Genomic DNA, 23508 nt, shown 5'->3' with positions numbered 1-23508 from the left:
CTAGTGTGGCATCAACCGGCGGAGCCGCGCACGGAGGGTGTCTGTGGGAGGTGGGCCGGGCGGCGATCCGTTTCAGCCCACCGTGATGAACTCAGGCCGTAGGGTGGGCTTTAGCCCACCAATAGCCGTAGTGGACATGGTGGGCTGAAGCCCACCCTACAGGTATCCATCACACCCGCTCGATGGCCAGCGCCAGGCCCTGGCCGACGCCCACACACATGGTCGCCAGACCGAGCGTGCCGCCGCTCTTCTCCAGATGGTGAACGGCGGTGAGTACCAGGCGGTTGCCGCTCATACCCAGCGGGTGGCCGAGGGCTATGGCGCCGCCGTTCGGGTTGACCTTGGGACTGTCGTCCGGCAGTCCGAGATCACGGGTGACGGCCAGGCCTTGAGCAGCGAAAGCTTCGTTCAGCTCGATCACGTCGAACTGCTCGATGCTCAGGTTCAGCCGCGCCAGCAGCTTGCGCACCGCCGGCACCGGGCCGACGCCCATGATGCGCGGCGCGACGCCGCCGCTGGCCATGCCCAGCACCTTGGCGCGCGGTTTGAGGCCGTATTTCTTAACAGCTTCAGCCGAGGCCAGGATCATCGCCGAGGCGCCATCGTTGAGGCCCGAGGCGTTGCCGGCGGTGACGGTCTTGCCTTCGCCATTGACCGGTTTGAGCTTGGCCAGACCTTCGGCGGTGGTGTCGGCACGCGGGTGTTCGTCACGATCGACGATGATCTCGCCCTTCTTGGTCTTGATCACCACCGGGACGATTTCCTCGGCGTAGTAACCGCTCTCCTGAGCCGCCGCCGCACGCTGCTGGCTGCGCAGGCCGAAGGCATCCTGGTCGGCACGGCTGATGCCGTAGTCCTCGGCGACGTTGTCACCAGTGACGGGCATCGGGTCGACGCCGTACTGCTCCTTCATCAGCGGGTTGACGAAGCGCCAGCCCAGGGTGGTGTCTTCCAGCTTCTGGCCGCGACCGAAGGCGCTGTCGGCCTTGCCCATCACGTAGGGCGCACGGGTCATGGACTCGACGCCAGCAGCGATGGCCAGCTCCATTTCGCCCGTGGCGATGGCGCGGAAGGCAGCGCCCACCGCCTCCATGCCCGAGGCGCACAGGCGATTGAGGGTCACGCCCGGCACCGTCTCCGGCAGGCCGGCGAGCAGCAGCGCCATGCGGGCGACGTTGCGGTTGTCCTCGCCGGACTGGTTGGCGCAGCCCATGAACACTTCATCGACGGCAGACCAGTCGACCTGCGGGTTACGCTCGACCAACGCCTTGAGCGGAATCGCCGCGAGGTCGTCGGCGCGCACCGCCGACAGCGCGCCATTGAGGCGGCCAATCGGCGTGCGGATGGCGTCGCAGATAAATACGTCGCGGCTCATTCTTCACCCCCAGCCTGGCCGTGGGCGGCGGCAGTGCGCGCTTCCAGATCACGCAGCGCGGCCAGCTCCGTGGCGGTCGGCGCCTCGGTGGTGGTCACGTTGTCGGCGAAGCGAATATGCCAGCCGGTGTTCTCGATCACCTGCTCGCGGGTCACGCCCGGGTGCAGCGAGGTGACGATGAATTCGTTGGTGCCGGCTTCCGGCTCCATGATGCACAGGTCGGTGATGATCGCCACCGGGCCTTCGCCCGGCAGGCCTAGCTGCTTGCGATGGTCACCGCCCTCGCCGTGACCGACCGAGGTGATGAAGGCCAGCTTGTCGACGAAGGTGCGATGGCCCTGCTTGAGGATGATCAGCACCTTTTTCGCCGAACCGGCGATTTCCGGGGCGCCACCGGCGCCCGGCAGGCGCACTTTCGGCGCGTGGTAGTCGCCGATCACGGTGGTGTTGATGTTGCCGTACTTGTCGACCTGGGCGGCGCCGAGGAAGCCGACGTCGATGCGCCCGCCCTGCAGCCAGTAGCGGAAGATTTCGCCGGTCGGCACCACGGTGTCGGCGGTTTCCGCCAGCTCGCCGTCACCGATGGACAGCGGCAGCACGCTCGGCTTGGCGCCGATGGGGCCGGATTCGTAGATCAGTACCACTTCCGGGGCGTGGGTCAGGCGCGCCAGGTTGGCAGCCTTGGATGGCAGGCCGATGCCGACGAAGCACACGCTGCCATTGCCGAGGCGGCGAGCGGCGGCCACGGTCATCATTTCATTGGTGTTGAACTCGCTCATCACTTGGCCTCCCCATTCACTTTCGCCTGGTACTGCGCAAAATCCTCGGTGCCACGGATGTACTCATCGATCCAGGCGGTGAAGGTGTCGCGGTCACGGGCAATCGGATCCCAGGCCTGGTAGAAGCGGTTGTCGCGCTCGTAGTAGCCGTGGGCGTAGGACGGATGGGCACCGCCGGGCACCACGCAAACGGCGCTGATGGCCCAGGTCGGCAGCACGCAGGCGTTCATCGGCGCCTGCAGGTCGTCGACGATTTCCTCGACGGTGACGATGCAGCGCTTGGCAGCCAGGGCGGCTTCCTTCTGCACGCCGAGGATGCCCTGAATCAGCACGTTGCCCTTGCGGTCGGCCTTCTGCGCGTGGATCACGGTGACGTCCGGGCGTACGCTGGGGATCGCCGCCAGCTTCTCGCCGGTGAACGGGCACTCGATGAACTTGATGTCCGGGTTGACCTTGACCAGGTCGGAACCCTGATAGCCGCGCAGCACGGCGAATGGCAGGTTGGAGGCACCGGCCACGTAGGCGTTGGCCATGGCGGCGTGGCTGTGCTCGCTGATCTCCAGCTTTTGCGGCCAGTGCTTCTCGACCGCGTCGCGCAGGCGATGCAGCGAACCGACACCGGGGTTACCGCCCCAGGAGAAGGTCAACTTGCGCGCGCAACCGGCACCAATCAGCAGGTCGTAGACCAGATCCGGGGTCATGCGCACCAGATGCAGGTCTTTCTTGCCCTGGCGGATGATCTCGTGGGCAGCGGCAGTGGGAATCAGGTGAGTGAAGCCTTCGAGGGCGATGCAATCGCCGTCGTAGACATGGCGCGCAATGGCGTCGCGCAGCGTGATAATGTCGGCCATCTTGGTGTTCTCGTAGGTGGCAGTTACCGGGTGACTGCCACCTTAAAAAACGGCCTGAACGAGAACAATCCGATAATCGCCATACGGGGCGATTATCGAACGACTTCCATTTTCAGGCTGGCCGGAACAGCTGGCTGCTCAACTCGCGGCTGGCGCTGAGCATCAGCGGCAGGAAGCGCTTCTCCAGCTCGGAGACGGGTACGCGGCTGGCGTGGGTGCTGATGTTCATCGCCGCCAGCACATGGCCGGCCGAGTCGTAGACCGGTACGGCCAGCGAACGCAGGCCCTGCTCCAGCTCCTGATCGACCACGCACCAGCCCTGATGGCGCACGCGCTGCAGGCATTCCCACAGTGCCTCCGGAGTGTGCAGAGTGCGGCTGGTCTTGGGCAGCAGCTCGGCGTGGGCGAGGTAGTCCTGCAACTGGTCATCGTCCAGCGCAGCAAGGAGGATGCGGCCCATGGAGGTGCAGTAGGCCGGCAGGCGGCTGCCGACGCTCAGATCCACCGAGATCAGCCGCTGCGGAATCGCCGAGCGCGCCAGGTAGAGCACCTGCTCCCCCTCCAGTGTGGCCAGGTTGCAGGCCTCGTGCAGTTGCTCGCTGAGGCGATCGAGAAAGGGCTGCGCGGACACCGCCAGCGGTGTCGAAGACAGGTAGGCGTGGCCCAGCGTCAGCACCTTGGGCAGCAGCGAGTAGGTGCGCCCGTCGGTGGTGACGTAGCCCAGCTTCATCAGCGTATAGAGACAGCGGCGCACGGCAGCGCGGGGAATCTCGGTACGGTGGCTGATCTGCGCGATGGTCAGGTGGCGCTTGCGCTCCTGAAAGGCATTGATCACCGCCAGGCCTCGGGCTAGGGAGGTCATGAAGTTGGGGTCACCAGCGAACTCTTCGATGCGCTTGGCCGGCGACACATAGGGCGGCGGCGCAAGGCTGGCAAGGGGCGGACGGGTTTCGCTCATGGGGCCTCCGAGGCTGGGCAGACAGCGCCTGGCGATTATCGAACCATCGTGCGGTTATCGTAAATAGGCGAATCAAGTGGCCCTTGGGAGGGCTTCAGCCGCGACTGCCGTAGATTCGAATTGGCTTCAGAAGCTCACCGCTGAAGCGCCTCCTACAAGCTTCAGCCTGGCAATAACCCCTGCCAGCGCAGCAGCGCGAGCACTACGCTGACGCTGAAGAACGCCAGCACGGTGCAGACCACCAGGGCAGCAGCACAGCGTTCCTCGAGGCCGAAGCGCTGGCCGAGGATGGGGAACACGCTCATCATCGGCGCGCAGGCGAACAGCACGCCGGTCACCATCAGTGTCGAATCGACACCCGGCATCAGCCACAACGCGGCGAACATCAGCAACGGGTGCAGCAGCAGCTTGCCAATGGAGGTCTGCGCCACATCGGCGGCCGTACCACCGACCTTGAGCCCATTGAGCGCCGCGCCGATAACGAACAACGCCACCGGCGCCGTCGCGCCAGCGAGCATCTCGATCACCCGCGACGCAACCACCGGCAAACGCAACTCCAGCAGCGATACCGCAAGGCCCAGCACGATCGCGATGATCATCGGGTTGCGCAGCAGCCTGCTGGCGGTTTCACGCAGCACGGCCAGCCCCCTGCCCTGCTGCTGCCCGGCCTCAGCCATGGCCAGAGCCAGCGGAATCATCAGCAGGTTCTCCACCAACATGCCCAGCGCCATGGCCAATGCGGCCGTGGGGCCGGTGACCATGACCGCGATGGGGTAGCCGATGAAGGCGCTGTTGGACACCGACATGCCCATGGCCAGAATCGCGCTAGACGACAGGCCCTGCCCACGCCAGCGCCGCGCCAGCAGCAGGCCGAAGCCGAACAGGCTCAGCGAGGCCAGGGCATAAGCAGCCAGATAAGGCCAGTTGAGCACCTCACCCAGGCTACGCTCGGCCAACGCCTTGAACACCAGCGAGGGCAACGCGAAGTGGATGACGAAGGTGCCCATGCCACGGGCCTGCTCGCGGTTGACCAGGCCAATGCGGGCGGACAGAAAGCCCAGGCCGATGATGATGAAGATCGGGGCGGTGATGCTCAGTACAGCCAGCATGCCAGGGGCTCGTATCGGGAAAGACCGGAAGGTGTCATGCAGCGCACTCGAGGCGCAACTGCGCCAGGCGACTGCGGGTGCGCAGAAAGTCGCCATGCCCTACGCCGGCACACAGCGCGTCCAGCCCGTGGGTACTGTGCAGCCACAGCTCGCGGCCGCTGTCGTAGGCGATATCGACGAAATTGACCAGACGCTGCTGTTCGTCCAGCGAGCAACGCGACAACGCCGGCACCTCGCTGAGGACGATATGGGCGAAACGCTGGCACAACTGCAGGTAGTCACTGCTGGCCAGGGGTTGCTGGCACAGCGCGGCGAAGTCCAGCCACAGGGTACGAGAGTCCATGCCGCGCAGTGTCAGCCGACGGCGCGCCAGAGACAGCTGCGCGGTAGCCGGCAGGTGGCCCAGACGATCCCGTAGGCGGCTCGTCGGCGCCTGCAGATAGAGCCCCCAATGTTGCTTGCTGGCCGCGCGATAATCGGGGCCGGCATCCATTTCCAGCACCAGGCAGCGTTTTTCCAACAGCGCGGCGAAGGGTTTGAATCGGCTGTGATACAGCGGATTGGGGCAGAGCTGCGCAGGGGCGTAGTTGGAGCTGAACAGCAGGATGCAGCCGCGCGCGATCAAGGGTTGCAAGAGGCGTCCAAGCAGGATCGCATCACCGATGTCGTGCACATGAAATTCGTCGAGGTAGAGCAGGCGCGCTTCGCCGGCCAACTCATCGGCCACCCGCAGCAGCGGGTCGGCCTGCCCGGCATGGGTCAGCATGCGTTGCTGCACTTCCTGCAGCAGGGCGTGCACATGCACGCGACGCTTGTTGGCCAACGGAGCGGCCTCGAACAGCGCCGCCAACAGCAGGCTCTTGCCACGCCCGACGCCACCCCAGAGGTAAGCGCCAGCCGCCACTCGCCGCCACCAGGCGGACGGCCGCAAGCGCGCCTGCAGCCAATCGGCCAGGCGGGCAAGCATGCGCTGCTGGGCGTCATCCAGATGCAGGCCGCGCGCCTCGATGAGGTGCACGGCCTGGGCGTACAACTCAGAAGTCAAAGAAGACCGTCTCTCCCTCACCCTGGATATGGATGTCGAAGCGATAGGCCGGCTTGCCATCGACTTCGCAACGCTTGGCGATCAGCGTCTCGCGGCGCTGCGGCTGCTCGATCAGATTGAGCACGGGATCCTTGGCGTTGGCCTCGGCTTCGTCCTCGAAATACAGGCGGGTGTTCAGGTGGATGTTGATGCCACGAGCGAACAGCGCGACGTTGACGTGCGGCGCCATCGGCACACCGGCGGCGTTTTTCACCACGCCCGGCTTGACCGTGTAGGCGAACCACTCGCTACCAGCATCGAAGGTGGTGGCGGTACGAGCAAAACCATTGAAGGCCTTGCTCTGGTCGTAATCCTCGTCGTAGTTGCCCTGATGGTCGGCCTGCCACAGTTCGAGGAAGGCATCGCGCACCAGGTGGCCATTGCCGTCGTAGACGTGGCCAACCAGGACGATGTGCTCACCCGGCGCGCCGGGCTTGGCCATCTGGTTCCAGATTTCCTGCTCGCGGGTCGGGTTGCCGGCCGCAGCCAGGGCCAGGCCGATATGCACGTAGGGGCCGGCGGTTTGCGAAGGGGTTTCCGGCAGCAATTCAACAGGCATGGTCATCCCTCCTTATTTGTTCTCGAAATGGGTTTTCCGCTGGCCACGCAGCACGATGTCGAAGCGATAGGCCAGGCAATCCATCGGATTGGCCGTGCTCATATCCAGCTTGGCGATCAGCGTCTGCACGGCGTCCGGGTTGGCGATGGACTTGACGATCGGGCACAGCGGGATCAGCGGGTCACCTTCGAAGTACAGCTGGGTGATCAGGCGCGTGGAGATCGACGGACCACTGATGGAAAAGTGGATGTGCGCCGGACGCCAGTCGTTCGGCCCGTTGCGCCACGGATAGGGGCCGGGCTTGATGGTGCGGAAGATATAGCGACCTTCGCTGTCGGTCAGGGCACGGCCGACACCACCGAAGTTGGGATCGAGCGGCGCCAGGTAGCGGTCGTTCTTGTGACGGTAACGGCCACCGGCGTTGGCCTGCCACATTTCCACCAGGGTATGCGGGATCGGCTTGCCGTACTGATCCATGACCCGACCGGAAACGATGATGCGCTCACCAACGGGCAGGCCGCCGTTGTTGAAGTTGAGCAGCAGGTCGTTGTCGTGCTCGCCGAACTTCAGGTGCGAGAAGTCCGGGCCGGTGGTTTCGGAAATCGACTGCGGGATGCTCACCAGCGCCTGACGCGGCGAGCGGGCGATGGAAGTCTTGTAGTCGGGGGTGAAAGCTTTCGGATGCCAGTTGCGGTCGCGCATGGCAAAGCGACGGTTGTCCTCGGCAGGCATGGTGCACTCCTGTTGTGGGTATTGTGGAGTCGACCCGGGATGTCGTCCGGGAAGTGGCCGCAGTCTCGGCCAAAGCGCGCCCGCTGAAAATTGAAAAGACGCCTCTCAAACATAACCAAATGGTTATGGAAAAACGCCCTCGCGGTAGCCGTGGGCCACCTCACGCAGTGCCTCGCAGAAGCGCTCGGCGGCCAGCGGCAAGCCGAGCGCGCCATTGCGACAGATACCCACCGAACCACCCGGCTCGCGTACATGCAACTGCAGTTCGATCAGCTCGCCACGCTGCACATCGAGGCAGACCGCATCCTGCGGCGCCACCCACAACGCATCGCTGCACAGCACGTAGCGTCGGCTCAAGGCCGGTGACAGGGTTTCCAGACGCTGCCGCGAGGGCGTCACACCACACTGCACGAACAGGCTGTCGGCATGCTTGCGGATTGTCGTGCCCGCCGTCGGCAACACCAGCGGATAGTCACCGAGCCGACCCATGACGCTCTCGCCAGCATCGAGCAACGGATGCCCCGGACGCGCCACCAGGGTCATGGATTCGCTGTACAGGTGCTCGAAGATCAGGCCCTGGATGTCCGGGCTGTCGGTCATGCGGCCGATCACCAGATCCAGCTCGCCGACGCGCAACTGGCTGAGCAGATAGGCTCCCGGCCCGGTGGCGACGCTGACCACCAGCGCCGCGTGGCGCTCGTGCAGCCGCCGCACCACCTCGGGGATCAGCAGGCTCTCGACGGTAGACAGCACGCCGACACGCACCTGCCCGGCCTCGTGCTCGCCCTCGCGCAGGCTGTTCACGCCATCGCGCAGGGCCTGCACGCAAGGGCCGGCGTAACGCATGAAGGCTACACCGGCAGCGGTCAGGCTTACGCCACTCTTGCCTCGCTCGAACAGACTGGCCTCAAGAATTTCCTCGAGTTCCTTGAGCGTCTTGGAAATAGCCGGCTGGCTGACCGCCAGGGTGTCGGCAGCCTTGGCGAAACTGCGCTGGCGGGCGATCTCGAGAAAGCACAGCAGGTGGCGGAATTTGATGCGGGTGTCGATATTCATCGCAGGCACCGGTGAGCAGATGTCCGCGATGATGCCGCAAAGCATGGGCCTGGCACAGACGACAATTGACCGATTCGCCACCTTGGTCGCACTTGGCTGACCGAATGGTCAGCCCTATGCTGCACTCTTTTTGTGCGAGCCTGCGCCATGTCCCTGCCTGATCTGCTGCTGTTGGCCCTCGCCGGTTTCGCCGCTGGCGGCATGAATGCCCTGGCCGGCGGCGGCACCTTCTTCTCCTTCCCTGCTCTGCTCGCTGCCGGCCTGCCACCGGTGACCGCCAATGCCACCAACGCCGTGGCGCTGTGGCCGGCCAGCCTGGCTGGTGCCTGGGCTGCGCGAGCGTCGCTGCGGCCGCTGGGTCGTTATCTGATCCCGCTGCTGCTGGCCGGCCTGGCGGGTGGCCTGCTCGGCGGCCTGTTGCTGCTGGCCGGCGGCGATGACGTATTCCGCGTGCTGATTCCCTGGCTGCTACTGGCCGCTACCGCGCTGTTCGCCGCCAGCCCCTGGCTGGGACGCTGGCTGGCCGAACGGCGCAAGAACAAGACATCCGAGCACCCGCCACACACACCACTGTCGCTCGGCGCGCATATTGGCGTGTCGATCTACGGCGGTTACTTCGGCGCCGGCATGGGCATCCTGCAACTGGCCGCCTTCTCCATCGAGGGCCATGTCCTGGCCCGCGCCAACGCGCTGAAGAACCTGATCTCGGCAGTGATCTACAGCATCGCCACGCTGACCTTCGTCATCGCCGGGCGGGTCAGCTGGTACGAGCTGGCCATCCTGCTCACCGGCGCCACCCTTGGCGGCTACGCCGGCGGGGCACTGGGCGAGAAGCTGCCGCCAGCGCTGCTGCGTGCATTCGTTATTCTGGTGGGTAGCGGTATGACGTTGTACTACTTCTGGAGCACCTACTTCTCTGCCTAGGCCGTAGGGTGTGCCGTGTGTTCCATCGCCGAGCCCGGTGCACACGGCGCCCCCTACGCCGAGTCCAATCCCGAACCACATCCTCGGGTCACCTGATTTGCCCGAGTGGCGTGGCTCTGCTAGTGTCGCGCCCGTTCCAGAACCAGCGAGAACCCGCGCCATGGCCCGCAAGAAAGCCGTCCCCGACTTCGAACACTCCCTCGCCGAGCTGCAGACCCTGGTCGAACGCCTGGAGAGTGGGGAACTGTCGCTGGAAGATTCGCTGACTGCCTTCGAGCAGGGCATTGGCCTGACTCGCGAGTGCCAGGCCGCCCTGGCTCAGGCCGAGCAGAAGGTGCAGATCCTCCTGGAGCGCGATGGCGAGCTGCAGCCGGCGCCCTTCGACGCGGACCCGAACGCATGATCAAGGCCTACCAGGCGAGCTGCCAGGCACGGGTCGACGCCGCCCTCGAGCCGCTGTTCCAGGCTCCCCGTGCCGAGCTCCAGCGCCTGTACGACGCGATGCGCTACAGCGTGATGAATGGCGGCAAACGCGTGCGCCCGCTGCTGGTCTACGCCGCCTGCGAAGCGCTGGACGGCGATCTCGAGCGTGCCGACGGCGCGGCCTGCGCCGTTGAGCTGATCCACGCCTACTCGCTGGTGCACGACGACCTGCCGGCGATGGACGATGACGACCTGCGTCGTGGCCAACCGACCACGCACAAGGCCTTCGACGAAGCCAGCGCCATCCTTGCCGGCGACGCCTTGCAAAGCCTGGCCTTCGGCGTGCTCGCCGACCGTCGACGCAACCCGCAGCAGGCCGAGACGCGCCTGCAAATGATCGAACTGCTTAGCCAGGCCGCAGGCCCGGCCGGCATGGTCGGCGGCCAGGCCATCGACCTCGGCTCGGTGGGCCTGCAACTCGACCAGCAGGCCCTGGAGATCATGCACCGGCACAAGACCGGCGCGCTGATCGAGGCCAGCGTAGCGCTCGGTGCCCTGGCCAGCGGCAGTACCGACGAACTCGCGCGCAAGGCCCTGCTGCAATACGCCCGCGCCATCGGCCTGGCCTTCCAGGTGCAGGACGACATCCTCGACGTGGAGAGCGATACCGCTACCCTGGGCAAGACCCAGGGTAAGGACGAGGCCAACGAAAAGCCCACCTACCCCGCCCTGCTCGGCCTCGACGCCGCCAAGGACTACGCGCTGGAGCTGCGCGATCAGGCCCTGCACGTGCTACGTCCCTTCAGCAACAGTGCCGAACCGCTGCGCGAGCTGGCGCGCTATATCGTCGAGCGACGCAGCTAGCAGGCTGTTGAAAAACTACCTGCGTTGGCAATACGGCGTTAAAAACAGCCTCACAGTCGAAGACTGAACGCGCTTTAGCGCGGCCCTTGAGGGGATGAGCGAAGCGAATCAAATGCTCATTTACAACACGTAAAGTCGAGCGCGACCCCGAGCGTTTCGGCTGTTTTTGCGGGGCCGCCATCGGTATTGTCTTGCCTGCCTCGCCTACGTTTTTTAACGGCCTGCTAGGCGGCTCTTGTGGGAGCGGCTTCAGCCGCGATGGCCATCCCGCTCCATCATTGTCATCTATGACCGCATGATCGCCGCATAAGGCTTGCTTTACCCCCGCGACCAGCCTCCTAAGATGGCTCCATAACGACAAGACGTCCGGAGCCGCCATGCCCTTCCCCGCCCTGCTGATCGCCAACCGTGGCGAGATCGCCATTCGCATCGCCCAGGCCTGCGCCGACCTCGGCATCCACAGCGTGGCGGTATTCGCCGAAGACGACAGCGCCTGCCTGCACACTCGCAAGGCCGATCAGGCCGTCGCGCTGGTCGGTCGCGGTGTCGCGGCCTATCTGGATATGGATCAGCTCATTGCCATCGCCCGTGAACAGGGCTGCACGGCCATCCACCCCGGCTACGGTTTTCTCGCCGAGAACGCCGAGTTCGCCCGCCGCTGCCAGGTCGCCGGGCTGACCTTCGTCGGCCCAACGCCGGAAACCCTGCAACTGTTCGGCGACAAGGCCGCCGCCCGTGCCCTGGCCGAACGCTGCGCAGTGCCGCTGGTACCGGGGATCAACCAGGCGGTGACGCTGGAGCAGGCCGCGGACTTTCTTGCCGAACACGGCAGCGTGATGCTCAAGGTCCTGGCTGGCGGCGGCGGGCGCGGCATGCGTGCAGTGGACGATGCCGCGCAACTGGCCGAGGCCTTTGCCCGCTGCGCCTCGGAGGCCCAGGGCGCCTTCGGCAGCGGCGCCCTGTACGTGGAGAAGCGAGTGCGCCGCGCCCGGCATATCGAAGTGCAGGTACTCGGCGACGGCAGCGGTGCGGTCAGCCACCTGTGGGAGCGCGACTGCAGTCTGCAGCGCCGCCACCAGAAGCTGGTGGAGATCGCCCCCAGCCCCGACCTGGATGTGGCCACCCGTGACGCTATCATCGCCAGCGCCCTGCGCCTGGCGGCCGAGGTTCAATATCGCGGCATCGGCACCTTCGAGTTCCTGCTCGACCTCGACCAGCCGGGGCGCTTCTACTTCATGGAAGCCAACCCGCGCGTGCAGGTGGAGCACACCGTCACCGAGCAGGTCACCGGCGTCGACCTGCTGCACACGCAACTGCACCTGGCCGCCGGCAAGAGCCTGGCCGAGCTGAACCTGCTCACTCCACCGCCCGCGAAAGGCTATGCCGTGCAGGTGCGCCTGAATCTGGAAACCCTGCACGCCGATGGCAGCGCGCGCCCGGCCAGCGGCGTGCTCGGCGCCTACCAGCCGCCCAGTGGCCCCGGCCTGCGTGTGGATGGCTGCGGCTACGCCGGTTATGTCGTCAGCCCGGCCTACGACTCGCTGATCGCCAAGCTGATCGCCAGCGCCAGCGACTACCCCGGCGCCCTGCGTCGCGCCTACCGGGGGCTGTGCGAGTTCCGCCTCGAAGGCGTGGCGAGCAACCTGCACCTGCTGCAGAACCTGCTGCAGCGCGACGAGGTCATCGCCAACCAGGTCGACACCACCTATGTCGAGCGTCACCTGGGCGAGCTGCTGGCCCCTCGCGAGCAGGCCCATCCGCACCGTTACTTCGCCAACGACACATCTGCGCAAAGCGCCAGAGCCAGCCTCGAAGCCCCGCCCGGTACCCTGGCCCTGAGCGCCCCCAGTGCTGGCGTGCTGGTCAGCCTGGCGCTGGCCGAAGGCGACGCCGTGGCCGCCGGTCAGCGCATCGCCGTGCTGGAGGCAATGAAGATGGAATTCGAGGTCAAGGCCGAGCACAGCGGCATCGTCCGTGCACTGGCCGTGGCACCCGGTGAGGCCGTCGGCGAGGGCCAGGCGCTGGCGTTCCTGGAACCGGCCGAGGTGGATGGCTTCACCGAGCATGGCGAGCAGGCGGTCGACCTGGCACATATCCGCGCCGACCTGGCCGAAGTGCTGGAGCGCCATGCTCGGCTGACCGATGCACGCCGCCCCGAAGCCGTGGCGAAAAGGCGCAAGACCGGCCAGCGCACCGTGCGCGAGAACCTGGCGGATCTGCTCGATGACGGCAGCTTTATCGAATACGGCGCCATGGCCCTGGCCGCCCAGCGCCGCCGCCGTTCGCCCGAGGAACTACTGGAGCTGAGCCCGGCCGATGGCCTGGTCGCCGGTATCGGCACGGTAAACGCCGCGCGCTTCGGCAGCGAGGCCGCGCGCTGCATGGCCATCGCCTACGACTACACGGTATTCGCCGGCACTCAAGGGGTGATGAACCACAAGAAGACCGACCGCATGCTGGCCCTGGCCGAGCAATGGCGCCTGCCAGTGGTGCTGTTCGCCGAAGGTGGCGGCGGGCGGCCGGGCGATACGGATTTCGTCGGCGTGGCCGGGCTGGACTGCCACACCTTCGTCGCCATGGCCAAACTCTCCGGCCTGGTGCCGACGGTGGGCGTGGTCTCCGGTCGCTGCTTCGCCGGCAACGCCGCGCTGCTCGGCTGCTGCGACGTGATCATCGCCACGCGTAACGCCAGCATCGGTATGGCCGGCCCGGCGATGATCGAAGGCGGCGGCCTGGGCAGTTTCACCCCCGAGCAGGTCGGCCCGACCAGCGTGCAAGGCCCAAACGGGGTGATCGACGTGCTGGTCGAAGACGAGGCCGCAGCGGTTGCCGTGGCCAAGCAGTACCTGGGTTATTTCCAGGGCCCGGTGAGCGACTGGCAATGCAGCGATCCGCGCGAGCTGCGCCAGGTGATCCCGGAAAACCGCCTGCGCGTGTACGACATCCGCCAGGTGATCGAGCTGCTGGCCGACGACGGCAGCGTGCTGGAGCTGCGCCGCCAGTTCGCCCCCGGCCTGATCACCGCGCTGATCCGCATCGAGGGCAAGCCCTTCGGCCTGATCGCCAACAACCCCGCGCACCTGGGTGGCGCCATCGATGCCGTGGCCGGCGACAAGGCCGCGCGCTTTCTGCAACTGTGCGAGGCCCATGACCTGCCCATCGTCTCGCTATGCGACACCCCCGGCTTTATGGTCGGGCCGGAGGCGGAGAAACAGGCCACGGTACGCCACGTCTCGCGCCTGTTCGTCACCGCCGCCAGTCTCACGGTGCCCTTCTTCACCCTGGTGCTGCGCAAGGGCTACGGCCTCGGCGCCCAGGCAATGGCCGCCGGCAGCTTCCACTCGCCGCTATTTACCGCCGCCTGGCCCAGTGGCGAATTCGGCGCCATGGGCCTCGAAGGCGCGGTACGCCTGGGCTTCGCCAAGGAGTTGGCAGCCCAGCCGGACGAGGCCGCGCGCCAGGCGCTGTTCGACAAGCTGGTGGCCAAGGCCTACGACAACGGCAAGGCGCTGAACATGGCCAGCTACCTTGAGATCGACGCCGTGATCGATCCGGCCGACAGCCGCGCTTGGCTGCTGCGCGGCCTCAATGCGGCGCCGCGTCCGCCGTGGCGTGATGGCAAGAAACGTCCCTTTATCGACACCTGGTAATCGCCATGCACCTCGACCACCGCCTGCTCTCCGTCAACGGCATCGAACTCAGCCTGTACAGCGCCGGCCCCGAGCACGGCAAGCCGGTGTGGCTGCTGCATGGCTTTCCCGAGTGCTGGTACGCCTGGCATCCGCAGATCGAGGCGCTGGCCGCCGCCGGCTACCGCGTGTTCGCCCCGGAGATGCGTGGCTACGGCGCCAGCAGCGCGCCGGCCGATCCGGCGGCCTATGAGCTGCTCACCCTGTGCGGCGATATCCAGGCGGCGATGGACATGCTCGGCCAGCGCGAGGTAGCGGTGGTCGGCCACGACTGGGGCGCCCCGGTGGCCTGGCACCTGGCGCTACTGGAGCCTGAGCGGGTCAAGGCCCTCGGCGCGCTGTCGGTGCCTTTCGGCGGCCGGCCGAAACGTCCGGCTATCGAAATGATGCGCGAGGCGTATGCCGGGCGCTTCCACTACATCCTCTACTTCCAGCAGCCGGGCGTGGCCGAGGCCGAGCTGGACGAATACATCGGCCGCAGCCTGCGCCTGCTGCTCGGCGGCCTGGGCGATGCCCTGCTGGCGACGGACAAACCGGCCGACGCGCGGCTGTTCGACGGCGTGCCGGACGACCTGCCACTGCCGGCCTGGTGCAGCGAGGCGACGTTCACCCACTACCTGCGCATCTTCGAGCGCCACGGCTTTCGCGGCGCGCTGAACTGGTACCGCAACTTCGAACGCAACTGGCAACGCACCGAGCATCTGACCGGGCTGCAGGTGACACAGCCGACGCTGTTCCTGCTCGGCGAAAACGACCCGGTGGGCCGCTTCGAAGCGCCGACGCTCAAGCGCATGGCCGACAAGGTACCGCGTCTGGAACGCCACGACCTGCCTGGCGCCGGCCACTGGCTGCAGGGCGAATGCGCCGAACGGGTCAGCGTCCTGCTGCTGGATTTCCTTGCAAGAAACTACCGGTAACGGCGATATGGACAGCGGATTGGGCTGTTTTCCTGGCATCAGGTAAACTGCCGCATCTTTTACGCCTATAACGATTCGCCTGATGCCGACCACTTTCCACGAGATCCCCCGCGAGCGCCCGTTGACGCCGCTGCTCGACAGCGCCAACACGCCCGACGAACTGCGCCGCCTGGCCGAAGCGGACCTGGAAACCCTCGCCGATGAGCTGCGCCAGTACCTGCTCTACAGTGTCGGCCAGAGCGGCGGGCACTTCGGTGCCGGCCTCGGCGTCATCGAGCTGACCATCGCCCTGCACTACGTCTTCGACACCCCCGATGACCGCCTGGTGTGGGACGTCGGCCACCAGGCCTACCCGCACAAGATCCTCACCGGCCGTCGCGAGCGCATGGGCACGCTGCGCCAGAAGGACGGCCTGGCCGCCTTCCCGCGGCGTAGCGAGAGCGAATACGACACCTTCGGCGTCGGCCACTCCAGCACCAGCATCAGCGCGGCGCTGGGCATGGCCATCGCCGCCCGCCTGAAGGGCGAGAAACGCAAGAGCGTGGCGGTGATCGGCGACGGCGCGCTGACTGCCGGCATGGCCTTCGAGGCGCTCAACCACGCCACCGACGTCGGTGCCAACATGCTGGTGATCCTCAACGACAACGACATGTCGATCTCCAAGAATGTCGGCGGCCTGTCCAACTACCTGGCCAAGATCATCTCCAGCCGCACCTACGCCAGCATGCGCGAGGGCAGCAAGAAGATCCTCTCGCGCCTGCCCGGCGCCTGGGAAATCGCGCGCAAGGTCGAGGAACACGCCAAGGGCATGCTGGTACCCGGCACCCTGTTCGAGGAGCTGGGCTGGAACTACGTCGGCCCCATCGACGGCCACGACCTGCCGACCCTGCTTGCTACATTACGCAATATGCGCGACCTCGACGGCCCGCAGTTCCTGCATGTGGTGACCAAGAAGGGCAAGGGCTTCGCCCCGGCCGAGCTTGATCCCATCGGCTATCACGCCATCACCAAGCTGGAACCGGTAACGCCTGTCGCTGCCCCCAAGAAGCCCAGCGGCCCGAAATACTCCAACGTATTCGGCCAGTGGCTGTGCGACATGGCCGCAGCCGACAACCGCCTGGTGGGCATCACCCCGGCGATGAAGGAAGGCTCCGACCTGGTGGCCTTCGCCGAGCGCTTCCCCGAGCGCTACTTCGACGTGGCGATTGCTGAGCAGCACGCCGTGACCCTGGCCGCCGGTATGGCCTGCGAAGGCGCCAAGCCGGTGGTGGCTATTTATTCCACTTTCCTCCAGCGCGCCTATGACCAGCTGATCCATGACGTCGCAGTGCAGAATCTCGATGTACTCTTCGCCATCGACCGCGCCGGCCTGGTCGGCGAAGACGGCCCGACCCACGCCGGCAGCTTCGACCTGTCCTACCTGCGCTGCATCCCCGGCATGCTGGTGATGACCCCGAGCGACGAGAACGAGCTGCGCCGCATGCTCACCACCGGCCACCTGTTCGACGGCCCGGCCGCGGTGCGCTACCCACGCGGCAGCGGCCCCAACGCACCGCTCGATGCCGGCCTGCAGCCGCTAGAGATCGGCAAGGCGGTGGTACGCCGCCAGGGCCAGGGCGTCGCCCTGCTGGTGTTTGGCGTGCAACTGGCCGAAGCCCTGCGCGTGGGCGAAACGCTGGATGCCACCGTGGTCGACATGCGCTTCGTCAAACCGCTGGACGAAGCCCTGCTGCGCGAACTGGCCGGCAGCCACGCACTGCTGGTGACCATCGAGGAAAACGCCGTGATGGGTGGCGCCGGCAGTGCGGTCAGCGAATTCCTCGCCGCCGAGAACCAGCAGGTGCCGATGCTGCACCTGGGCCTGCCCGATTACTACGTCGAGCACGCCAAGCCGGCGCAGATGCTTGCCGAATGCGGCCTCGACGAAGCCGGTATCGAGCGTGCAGTGCGCGAGCGCCTGGGCCTGCTGCAGGCCTGAGCATTAGCCCCGCTCATCGCCGAATGAACGGGGCTTGCTTGTCATTCATACTCGCGCGCACTAAGGTGCGCGCCATTCATGTTCCGCCAGGGTGCGCTGCGCAAGCGGCGTTAAACGGGAAGTCGGTGTGCTCTTCACGAGCAATCCCGACGCTGCCCCCGCAACGGTAATCGACGGCAGGCTGCAGCCTGCACCTTGTCCACGGCCACTGGGTATTCCCGGGAAGGCGGACCGGGGTCGAGAGCCCGGAGACCGGCCAAGGCGGTGCGACTGGTGTTGCGGAGGGCAGCACGGTCAAGCGCTGCTGCCCTGCCCGCGCTTGCGCCTGCCCTCCTCGAACGTCTGCCGACCTTTGAGGAAAGAGAATGAAACTGTCCCGTCTGGCTCTGGCCATTGCCGTTCTGCCAGGTCTAGCCACCGCCGCCGAGCCCTATGTGACCGAACCACTGGTCGTCACCTCCGGACGCCTGGCCGAACCGCAGGCGCAGGCTACCGCTGCCACCACGGTGTTCGAGCGGGAGGACATCGAACGTCTGCAGGCCAGCAGCGTGCCCGATCTGCTCAGCCGCGTACCCGGCGTATCCATCGTGCAGAATGGCGGCCGTGGCAGCCTGACCAGCCTGTTTCTGCGTGGTGCCAACGCCAACCAGACCCTGGTACTGGTCGACGGCGTGCGCCTGAACGCCGCTGCAAGCGGTCTGGCCCGCCTGGAATTCCTTAGCCCCGAGCAGATCGAGCGCATCGAGGTGGTACGCGGCCCACGTTCGGCGTTATACGGCGCCGACGCCATCGGCGGGGTTATCCAGATTTTCACCCGCCAGGGCGAAGCCGGTCTGCAGCCGCGGCTGCGCCTGGCCGCCGGCAGTCAGCAGAGTTTCGAACGCAGCCTGGGTCTGTCCGGCGGCGATCAGCACACCCGCTTCGATCTCGGCGCCAGTCTGGCCGAACGTGCCGGCTTCGACCGCTCGCAGGATGCCCGTGGCAACGACGGCGACCACGACGGTCTGCGCCGCAAGTCATTCAATCTGAGCCTGGAACATCGCTTCAGCGAGCGCCTCAAGGGCGGCCTAAGCCTGGTAGACCAGCGTGGCGAGAGCGAATACGACGATCTGTTCAGCTTCGAGCCGGGCAACCCCAGCGAGCGCTTCAGCGTTTCCACCGCTGCCGCCCATCTCGAAGCGCAACTCGCTGAGCGCTGGAGCAGCCGCCTGGAACTGGGCCATAGCGAGGACAAGAGCGACAACCGCGACCCGCTGAACGCCGACAATAACTACAGCTTCAACACCTACCGCGACAGCGCCGCCTGGCTCAATACCCTGCATCTGGACGAGGCCAACCAGTTGCTGCTGGGCCTCGACTGGTTCGAGGACCGCTTGAGCACGGACAGCGACTTCAGCCAGAGCGAGCGCTGGAATCAAGCCGCCTTCGTCCAGCACCGCCATCGCGGCGACGGTTTCGCTACCGAGCTAGGCCTACGCCACGACAAGAATGAGCAATTCGGCAGCGAGAACACCTGGAACGCGGCACTGAGCCTGGACCTGGTGGAACGACTGGAGCTACTGCTGAGCTATGGCGAGGGTTTTCACGCCCCCACCTTCAACGATCTGTACTACCCCACCAGCGCCTTCTATGGCGGCAATCCGAACCTCGCGCCCGAGCGCTCGAAAACCTACGAGGCGCAATTGCGCGGCGATCACCTGAGTACCCGCTGGAGCTTGTCGGCCTACCGCACCGAGGTCGAAGACCTGATCGCCGTGGTCAGCGACCCGGTAACCTTCTTCAGCACGCCGATGAACGTCAACCAGGCGCGTCTGCAAGGCTTGGAACTAAGCCTGGAACGCGAGGTGCTGGGCTGGCAGGCCGTGCTCGGCGCCAGCCTGCTCGACCCACGTGATCGCGACAGCGGCCATACCCTGCCGCGCCGCGCCAAACGCAGCCTGAGCCTAGACCTGGATCGCCCGTTCGGCGCCTTCGCCGCTGGCATCACCTGGCAGGCCTTCTCCGGTCGCTATGACGACGCCGCCAACACTCGAGAGATCGCCGGCTACGGTTTGCTCGGTGCGCGTGCGAGCTGGCGGATGAGCGATGAGCTGCTGTGGCAAATCAAGGTCGACAACATCTTGGACAAGGACTATTCCCAAGCTCTGTATAGCCGACCGAACGATCCGTTCTTCAGCAGCGTGAACTATTACGGCTATCGCGAAGAAGGCCGTAGCGCCCTGCTCTCTCTGAGCTGGACGCCGCAACTTTGACCTCGGTGCGCACGGCGCACCCTACGGCGCTCGTAGGGTGCGCCGTGCGCACCAAGCTGCTGCGGGGCTACCGCGCCGCCGCCATGAGCTCGCACAGCTGTTCGATGGCCCCCAGCATCTGCCGGCTGGGCCGTTCCAGGCCCTTGTCCGGCACGGCCCACACCTGGCTCAGGCGCACCGCATGCAGTTGCGGCCAGGCCTGCCAGGCGCTCAGCTCGGCATTGCTGCCGCCGAGAATCACGTCCGGGTCACGCGCCAGCACCGCCTCGACACTGACCTGCGGTGCAGGCTGCGGCAGATCGGCGAACAGGTTGCGCCCGCCACACACGGCCAATGCATCGCCGATCAGTTGTTCGCCGCCGATGGTGTACAGCGGCTGATGCCAGATCTGGTAGAACACCGACAACGGCTGCTCGCGCTGGTAGCGCTGGCGCAATGCATCCAGCTCAGCCCGAAACTCGGCAGCCAGGCGACGCCCCTGCTCCCCCCGGCCCACCCGCTCGCCAAGGCGTATGAAGGCATCGCCGAGCTGATCGAGCCGCTGCGGCTCGATCACCAGCAAGGCAATGCCCAGACGCTGCAGTTGCGCCTGCTGCGCCGGCGGCACGCTGCCCGGCGCGATCAGGATCAGATCCGGCGCCAGCTGCAGCAGACGTTCGAATTCCAGCTGGCCATAACGCCCGACAGTGGGAAGGTGCGCCAATGCGGCGGGACGCTCGTCGCCTTCGAGCACACCGACCAGCAGGTCTGCAGCTTCCAGGTCGAGCATGATTTCGCTGAGCGAGGGCGCCAGGCTGACCACCCGTGGCGCGGCCGCCAAGGGCAGCGCCAGCAGACACAGGGCCAGCAGCAGAGTGCGCATGTCAGCCGAGTTGGCGGGGTATGCGATAAAGGCTGTGCAGCACGATGGACGACAGCGCCAGCAGCACCAGCGGAATGGCCTCAAGGCCAGCCAGCACCGCCAGGGCGGCGATCCAGGCCGGCAGCGCCGCGCCGAGCAGGGCACGCAGGCGCACGCGATCCAGTTCCAGCCACGCAGCCGGCTCGGCGTCGCTGTCGAGGGCCTTCTCGGTGGCGATCAGGGCGCGCTTGTAGGCGGAAAACAGCGGCAGGCTGACGAACATCGAAGCCAGGCCGGCGATGAACAGCGGCATGGTCAGCACCGTGGTGCCACCGCCGCCGAACAGCAGGTTGAAGACGAACAGCGGCGCCAGGGCCACGCCCAGCTGGCGCCACCAGGCCAGCGCCAGGCGGCGCTTCACCTGGCCTCGGGTCACAGGCTTTCCTCGGTCTCGCCCTGATGCTGGTTGCCCAGCATATGGCCGAGCTTGCCGGCCTTGGTGGCGAGGTAACGCTTGTTGTAGGGGTTGTGCGCGATCTGCAGCGGCACGCGATGGTCAACGGCGATGCCCATCTCGCCCAGCGCCCTGACCTTGCGCGGGTTGTTGGTCATCAGCTTGAGGCTCTTGATGCGCAAATGTTCGAGCATCGGCAGGCAGATGGCGTAGTCGCGCATATCGGCGCCGAAGCCCAGGCGCTCGTTGGCCTCCACGGTGTCGGCACCGCCATCCTGCAGTTCATAGGCGCGAATCTTGTTCAGCAGGCCGATGCCGCGGCCTTCCTGACGCAGGTAGAGCAGCACGCCGCGGCCTTCGCTGGCGATGGCCTGCAGCGCCGCCTGCAGCTGGGCACCACAGTCGCAGCGCAGGCTGAACAGGGCATCGCCAGTCAGGCATTCGGAGTGCAGACGGCCCAGCACGGGCGCGCCGTCGGACACATCACCGAAGGTCAGGGCGACGTGTTCCTTGCCGGTGGCCTCGTCGAGGAAACCGTGCATGGTGAATACGCCGAAGGGCGTAGGCAGTTGGGAGGCGGCGACGAACACGACGGACACCGGATACTCCTGGCAATGAGTACGAAACAGGGGCGGCATTGTATCAGCAGGCCCCGCCGGCGGGTCAGTCTGAATTGCCGATCATCACTATCGAAACGGTCAATGCGGCGCTAGAGCTTGGACTCGAGCACCAGCATCCCCTGCTCCTCGCGCCAGCCGACCCGACTCAGGAAGCTCATGCCCAGCAGCGCCTCGTGCGGCGCGCTGCCTTCCAGCACCACGGCCTCGACGCCGAGCACCTCCAGGTCGCCAACCTTGACCCGGTCGAGCACGACCCGCCAGCCACGCGCGACGCCACTGGCAGTATTGACCTGCAGGGGGCGGCCACTGACCCGGTAATCGATGCCCAGGCGTTTGGCGTGGGCATCGTTGAGCGCCACCGACGTGGCGCCGGTGTCCACCAGAAACTGCACGGTCTGACCGTTGACCGAACCGGCCACCCAGTAGTGGCCGCCGATGCCCTTGGCGATGCTCAGGCGTTTTCTGACCGGCTCGGCGAAGCCGGCGCTGTATTCGCGACTCAGCGGATAGGCGCGCTCGACACCATCGATGCGCAGCACCGCCCCCTGCTTGTCGACGCTCACCACCTGCACCCCACCCGGCCCGGTCTGGCCGACGCGGACCAGCTTGCGCTGGCCGTCGACATTGAGCACCGCCGCACCGGGAAACAGGCCAACCACCTGCACCTGACTTGCAGCCCAGGCCAGGCCCGAACACAACAGGGCGAAACCGGCGAGACAGTAACGAAACGGCATGAACAATGGCCTCCCGGCTCAGTCGAAGGGATAGGGCTGCTGCCAGCGCTCGAAGATCGGCCTCAGCGTGCCGGCCTCGACCAGTTGCGCCATGCGCTGATCGAAGAGGTCGGCCAGCGCATGCCCTCTGGAGTTGTCGGCGAAACCGAGGTACAGCGGCAACCACGCCAGATCGGTCACCTGGTAGCGATCGCGCACGTCCTGCGCGACCTGCTCCAGCAACACTTCGATCTCGACCCGGGCATCGATGTAGAAATCGGCATGACCTTGATCGAGCATGCCAAGGATACCGCTGTGCCGACGAACTTCCCGGTAATGTCGCACATTCGGCAGGTAGCGCTGGTATTCGTAGCCACGCATCCAGATCAGGCGCAGTTCGCCGAGCTGATCCAGTGCTGGCGCCGGTTTGTCCTTCAGGCCAAGAGCACTGATCTGATCACCGTCGTAATGCCAGCGAGGGTAATACACGCCTTCGTCGACCTCGTCGCGGTAGGCGCCAACATAGGCATCGACGCCGCCTCGCTGCACCAGGCCCACCGCGCGCGTGTAGGGAACACTCTGCAGGCGCAAGGCAACTCCAGCCGGCTCGAACACCTCGCGCAGGATATCCCAGCCCATGCCGGTGCCGTCGGCATTGGTGTGGCCCTCCCAGACCTCGCTGGCCACATGGATCTCGCTCGGTAGCTGCAGCTCGGCATGCACCGTCAGCATCACGACCATACCCAGCAGCAGCGTCAGCCGCCTAGCTGCCATCGCCATCGCCTCTCTAGAAGCCCAACACCACCGCATAACGGTCCCAACCCCAGACCAGCCCCTGCATGGCCAACCAGGCGAACACGCCAGCGATTACATCGTCGAGCATGATGCCGACACCGCCATGCACGTGCCGGTCGATCCAGCGAATCGGCCAGGGTTTGACGATGTCGAACAGACGAAACATAAGAAAGCCTAGCAGCAACCAGACCCACCCCTCGGGCACCAGCCACAGGGTGATCCACATGCCGACCATCTCGTCCCAGACGATGCCTTCGTGGTCATGCACGCGCAGGTCGTCGGCCACCTTGCCGCACAGCCAGAAGCCGAACAGCATGGTCACCCCGAGCATCAGCCAGTACCCCCAGTCCGGCAGCATCTGCCACAGCGGCACGAACGGCAGCGCCACCAGCGAGCCCCAGGTGCCGGGGGCCTTGGGCAGGGTACCGGAGCCGAAGCCGAAGGCGATGAAGTGCCAGGGATTGCGCCATACCGACGGCGGTACGTATTCGGCGGGAACCTGGTTGGGGTGATCGGTCACGCGCATTCCGTCCTG

Annotated in this window: 22 protein-coding genes and 1 riboswitch; of the genes, 7 read left to right on the top strand and 15 right to left on the bottom strand. The window is 66.1% G+C overall.

The window, feature by feature from the left end; translation table 11 throughout:
• Positions 1-169: 169 nt before the first annotated feature.
• The 9 genes from pcaF to pcaQ all read right to left on the bottom strand — a co-directional run bounded on the left by pcaF (position 170) and on the right by pcaQ (position 8503).
• Entirely contained in the window at positions 170-1375 is a 1206-nt protein-coding gene (gene pcaF / locus BLS61_RS17530; protein ID WP_090432953.1) for a 3-oxoadipyl-CoA thiolase, read from the bottom strand.
• Positions 1372-2154 (bottom strand): CoA-transferase subunit beta, encoded by a 783-nt coding sequence (locus BLS61_RS17525; RefSeq protein ID WP_090432952.1) that lies wholly within the window; start codon positions 2152-2154, stop codon positions 1372-1374. The genes pcaF and BLS61_RS17525 overlap by 4 nt, the downstream gene beginning before the upstream one ends.
• Positions 2154-3005 (bottom strand): CoA transferase subunit A, encoded by an 852-nt coding sequence (locus BLS61_RS17520; protein WP_090432950.1) that lies wholly within the window; start codon positions 3003-3005, stop codon positions 2154-2156. The genes BLS61_RS17525 and BLS61_RS17520 overlap by 1 nt, the downstream gene beginning before the upstream one ends.
• Before the next feature lie 112 nt (positions 3006-3117).
• A complete protein-coding gene (locus BLS61_RS17515; RefSeq protein ID WP_090432947.1) occupies positions 3118-3963 on the bottom strand; it encodes an IclR family transcriptional regulator in 846 nt (281 codons plus the stop codon).
• A gap of 161 nt (positions 3964-4124) precedes the next feature.
• Positions 4125-5072, bottom strand: a complete 948-nt coding sequence (locus BLS61_RS17510; RefSeq protein WP_090432946.1) for an AEC family transporter — start codon at positions 5070-5072, stop codon at positions 4125-4127.
• Positions 5073-5106: 34 nt separating this feature from the next.
• Entirely contained in the window at positions 5107-6117 is a 1011-nt protein-coding gene (zapE, locus tag BLS61_RS17505; protein WP_244157975.1) for a cell division protein ZapE, read from the bottom strand.
• Entirely contained in the window at positions 6107-6715 is a 609-nt protein-coding gene (pcaG, locus tag BLS61_RS17500; protein ID WP_090433141.1) for a protocatechuate 3,4-dioxygenase subunit alpha, read from the bottom strand. The genes zapE and pcaG overlap by 11 nt, the downstream gene beginning before the upstream one ends.
• Before the next feature lie 12 nt (positions 6716-6727).
• Complete coding sequence (pcaH, locus tag BLS61_RS17495) at positions 6728-7447, bottom strand: protocatechuate 3,4-dioxygenase subunit beta (protein WP_090432942.1); 720 nt, start codon at positions 7445-7447, stop codon at positions 6728-6730.
• A 123-nt stretch (positions 7448-7570) separates the two neighbouring features.
• Positions 7571-8503, bottom strand: a complete 933-nt coding sequence (pcaQ, locus tag BLS61_RS17490; protein ID WP_090433139.1) for a pca operon transcription factor PcaQ — start codon at positions 8501-8503, stop codon at positions 7571-7573.
• A gap of 147 nt (positions 8504-8650) precedes the next feature.
• On the opposite strand from pcaQ, the gene BLS61_RS17485 reads away from it, so the two are divergent.
• From BLS61_RS17485 to BLS61_RS17455, 7 genes are all read left to right on the top strand, one after another.
• Positions 8651-9427: a sulfite exporter TauE/SafE family protein gene (locus tag BLS61_RS17485; RefSeq protein ID WP_090432940.1), complete on the top strand. Its 777-nt coding sequence runs from the start codon at positions 8651-8653 to the stop codon at positions 9425-9427.
• Between the two features lie 160 nt (positions 9428-9587).
• Positions 9588-9830 (top strand): exodeoxyribonuclease VII small subunit, encoded by a 243-nt coding sequence (locus BLS61_RS17480; protein WP_090432938.1) that lies wholly within the window; start codon positions 9588-9590, stop codon positions 9828-9830.
• Complete coding sequence (locus BLS61_RS17475) at positions 9827-10714, top strand: polyprenyl synthetase family protein (RefSeq protein ID WP_090432936.1); 888 nt, start codon at positions 9827-9829, stop codon at positions 10712-10714. The genes BLS61_RS17480 and BLS61_RS17475 overlap by 4 nt, the downstream gene beginning before the upstream one ends.
• Before the next feature lie 377 nt (positions 10715-11091).
• The gene (locus BLS61_RS17470; RefSeq protein ID WP_090432933.1) at positions 11092-14364 is read left to right on the top strand and encodes an acetyl-CoA carboxylase family protein; all 3273 of its coding nucleotides are present in this window, start codon (positions 11092-11094) and stop codon (positions 14362-14364) included.
• Positions 14365-14369: 5 nt separating this feature from the next.
• Positions 14370-15320: an alpha/beta fold hydrolase gene (locus tag BLS61_RS17465; RefSeq protein WP_090432931.1), complete on the top strand. Its 951-nt coding sequence runs from the start codon at positions 14370-14372 to the stop codon at positions 15318-15320.
• An 82-nt stretch (positions 15321-15402) separates the two neighbouring features.
• Positions 15403-17298: a 1-deoxy-D-xylulose-5-phosphate synthase gene (gene dxs / locus BLS61_RS17460; RefSeq protein ID WP_090432929.1), complete on the top strand. Its 1896-nt coding sequence runs from the start codon at positions 15403-15405 to the stop codon at positions 17296-17298.
• Between the two features lie 72 nt (positions 17299-17370).
• Positions 17371-17573, top strand: a riboswitch (cobalamin riboswitch).
• 90 nt (positions 17574-17663) lie between these two features.
• Positions 17664-19550 carry a TonB-dependent receptor domain-containing protein gene (locus BLS61_RS17455; protein ID WP_090432927.1) on the top strand — a complete coding sequence of 629 codons (1887 nt, stop codon included), beginning with the start codon at positions 17664-17666 and terminating at the stop codon, positions 19548-19550.
• Positions 19551-19617: 67 nt separating this feature from the next.
• Here BLS61_RS17455 and BLS61_RS17450 read toward each other — a convergent pair whose 3' ends face one another.
• The 6 genes from BLS61_RS17450 to BLS61_RS17425 all read right to left on the bottom strand — a co-directional run bounded on the left by BLS61_RS17450 (position 19618) and on the right by BLS61_RS17425 (position 23493).
• Positions 19618-20412 carry a cobalamin-binding protein gene (locus BLS61_RS17450; RefSeq protein WP_090432925.1) on the bottom strand — a complete coding sequence of 265 codons (795 nt, stop codon included), beginning with the start codon at positions 20410-20412 and terminating at the stop codon, positions 19618-19620.
• A gap of 1 nt (position 20413) precedes the next feature.
• A complete protein-coding gene (locus BLS61_RS17445; RefSeq protein WP_024309622.1) occupies positions 20414-20827 on the bottom strand; it encodes a hypothetical protein in 414 nt (137 codons plus the stop codon).
• Complete coding sequence (gene ribA, locus BLS61_RS17440) at positions 20824-21444, bottom strand: GTP cyclohydrolase II (RefSeq protein WP_090432923.1); 621 nt, start codon at positions 21442-21444, stop codon at positions 20824-20826. Before ribA ends, BLS61_RS17445 begins: the two co-directional genes overlap by 4 nt.
• A 110-nt stretch (positions 21445-21554) precedes the next feature.
• Positions 21555-22199, bottom strand: coding sequence for a retropepsin-like aspartic protease family protein (locus tag BLS61_RS17435; protein ID WP_090432922.1), 645 nt, complete (start codon positions 22197-22199; stop codon positions 21555-21557).
• A gap of 18 nt (positions 22200-22217) precedes the next feature.
• A complete protein-coding gene (locus BLS61_RS17430; protein WP_090433137.1) occupies positions 22218-22952 on the bottom strand; it encodes a substrate-binding periplasmic protein in 735 nt (244 codons plus the stop codon).
• A gap of 13 nt (positions 22953-22965) precedes the next feature.
• Positions 22966-23493, bottom strand: coding sequence for a phosphatidylglycerophosphatase A family protein (locus tag BLS61_RS17425; RefSeq protein WP_090433135.1), 528 nt, complete (start codon positions 23491-23493; stop codon positions 22966-22968).
• Positions 23494-23508 lie beyond the last annotated feature (15 nt).

Origin of the sequence: Ectopseudomonas guguanensis, assembly GCF_900104265.1 — a bacterium.
In the GTDB taxonomy this organism is placed as follows: Bacteria; Pseudomonadota; Gammaproteobacteria; order Pseudomonadales; family Pseudomonadaceae; genus Aquipseudomonas; species Aquipseudomonas guguanensis.
The sequence above is the reverse complement of the archived record's forward strand: the minus strand, read 5'-3'. Positions and strand labels throughout refer to the sequence as shown.

Bases quoted from the DNA above. Each gene is read 5' to 3' on its own strand.
- pcaF (WP_090432953.1), bottom strand. From the start codon at position 1,375: ATGAGCCGCGACGTATTTATCTGCGACGCCATCCGCACGCCGATTGGC.
- BLS61_RS17525 (WP_090432952.1), bottom strand. From the start codon at position 2,154: ATGAGCGAGTTCAACACCAATGAAATGATGACCGTGGCCGCCGCTCGC.
- BLS61_RS17520 (WP_090432950.1), bottom strand. From the start codon at position 3,005: ATGGCCGACATTATCACGCTGCGCGACGCCATTGCGCGCCATGTCTAC.
- BLS61_RS17515 (WP_090432947.1), bottom strand. From the start codon at position 3,963: ATGAGCGAAACCCGTCCGCCCCTTGCCAGCCTTGCGCCGCCGCCCTAT.
- BLS61_RS17510 (WP_090432946.1), bottom strand. From the start codon at position 5,072: ATGCTGGCTGTACTGAGCATCACCGCCCCGATCTTCATCATCATCGGC.
- pcaG (WP_090433141.1), bottom strand. From the start codon at position 6,715: ATGCCTGTTGAATTGCTGCCGGAAACCCCTTCGCAAACCGCCGGCCCC.
- pcaH (WP_090432942.1), bottom strand. From the start codon at position 7,447: ATGCCTGCCGAGGACAACCGTCGCTTTGCCATGCGCGACCGCAACTGG.
- pcaQ (WP_090433139.1), bottom strand. From the start codon at position 8,503: ATGAATATCGACACCCGCATCAAATTCCGCCACCTGCTGTGCTTTCTC.
- BLS61_RS17485 (WP_090432940.1), top strand. From the start codon at position 8,651: ATGTCCCTGCCTGATCTGCTGCTGTTGGCCCTCGCCGGTTTCGCCGCT.
- BLS61_RS17480 (WP_090432938.1), top strand. From the start codon at position 9,588: ATGGCCCGCAAGAAAGCCGTCCCCGACTTCGAACACTCCCTCGCCGAG.
- BLS61_RS17475 (WP_090432936.1), top strand. From the start codon at position 9,827: ATGATCAAGGCCTACCAGGCGAGCTGCCAGGCACGGGTCGACGCCGCC.
- BLS61_RS17470 (WP_090432933.1), top strand. From the start codon at position 11,092: ATGCCCTTCCCCGCCCTGCTGATCGCCAACCGTGGCGAGATCGCCATT.
- BLS61_RS17465 (WP_090432931.1), top strand. From the start codon at position 14,370: ATGCACCTCGACCACCGCCTGCTCTCCGTCAACGGCATCGAACTCAGC.
- dxs (WP_090432929.1), top strand. From the start codon at position 15,403: ATGCCGACCACTTTCCACGAGATCCCCCGCGAGCGCCCGTTGACGCCG.
- BLS61_RS17455 (WP_090432927.1), top strand. From the start codon at position 17,664: ATGAAACTGTCCCGTCTGGCTCTGGCCATTGCCGTTCTGCCAGGTCTA.
- BLS61_RS17450 (WP_090432925.1), bottom strand. From the start codon at position 20,412: ATGCGCACTCTGCTGCTGGCCCTGTGTCTGCTGGCGCTGCCCTTGGCG.
- BLS61_RS17435 (WP_090432922.1), bottom strand. From the start codon at position 22,199: ATGCCGTTTCGTTACTGTCTCGCCGGTTTCGCCCTGTTGTGTTCGGGC.
- BLS61_RS17430 (WP_090433137.1), bottom strand. From the start codon at position 22,952: ATGGCAGCTAGGCGGCTGACGCTGCTGCTGGGTATGGTCGTGATGCTG.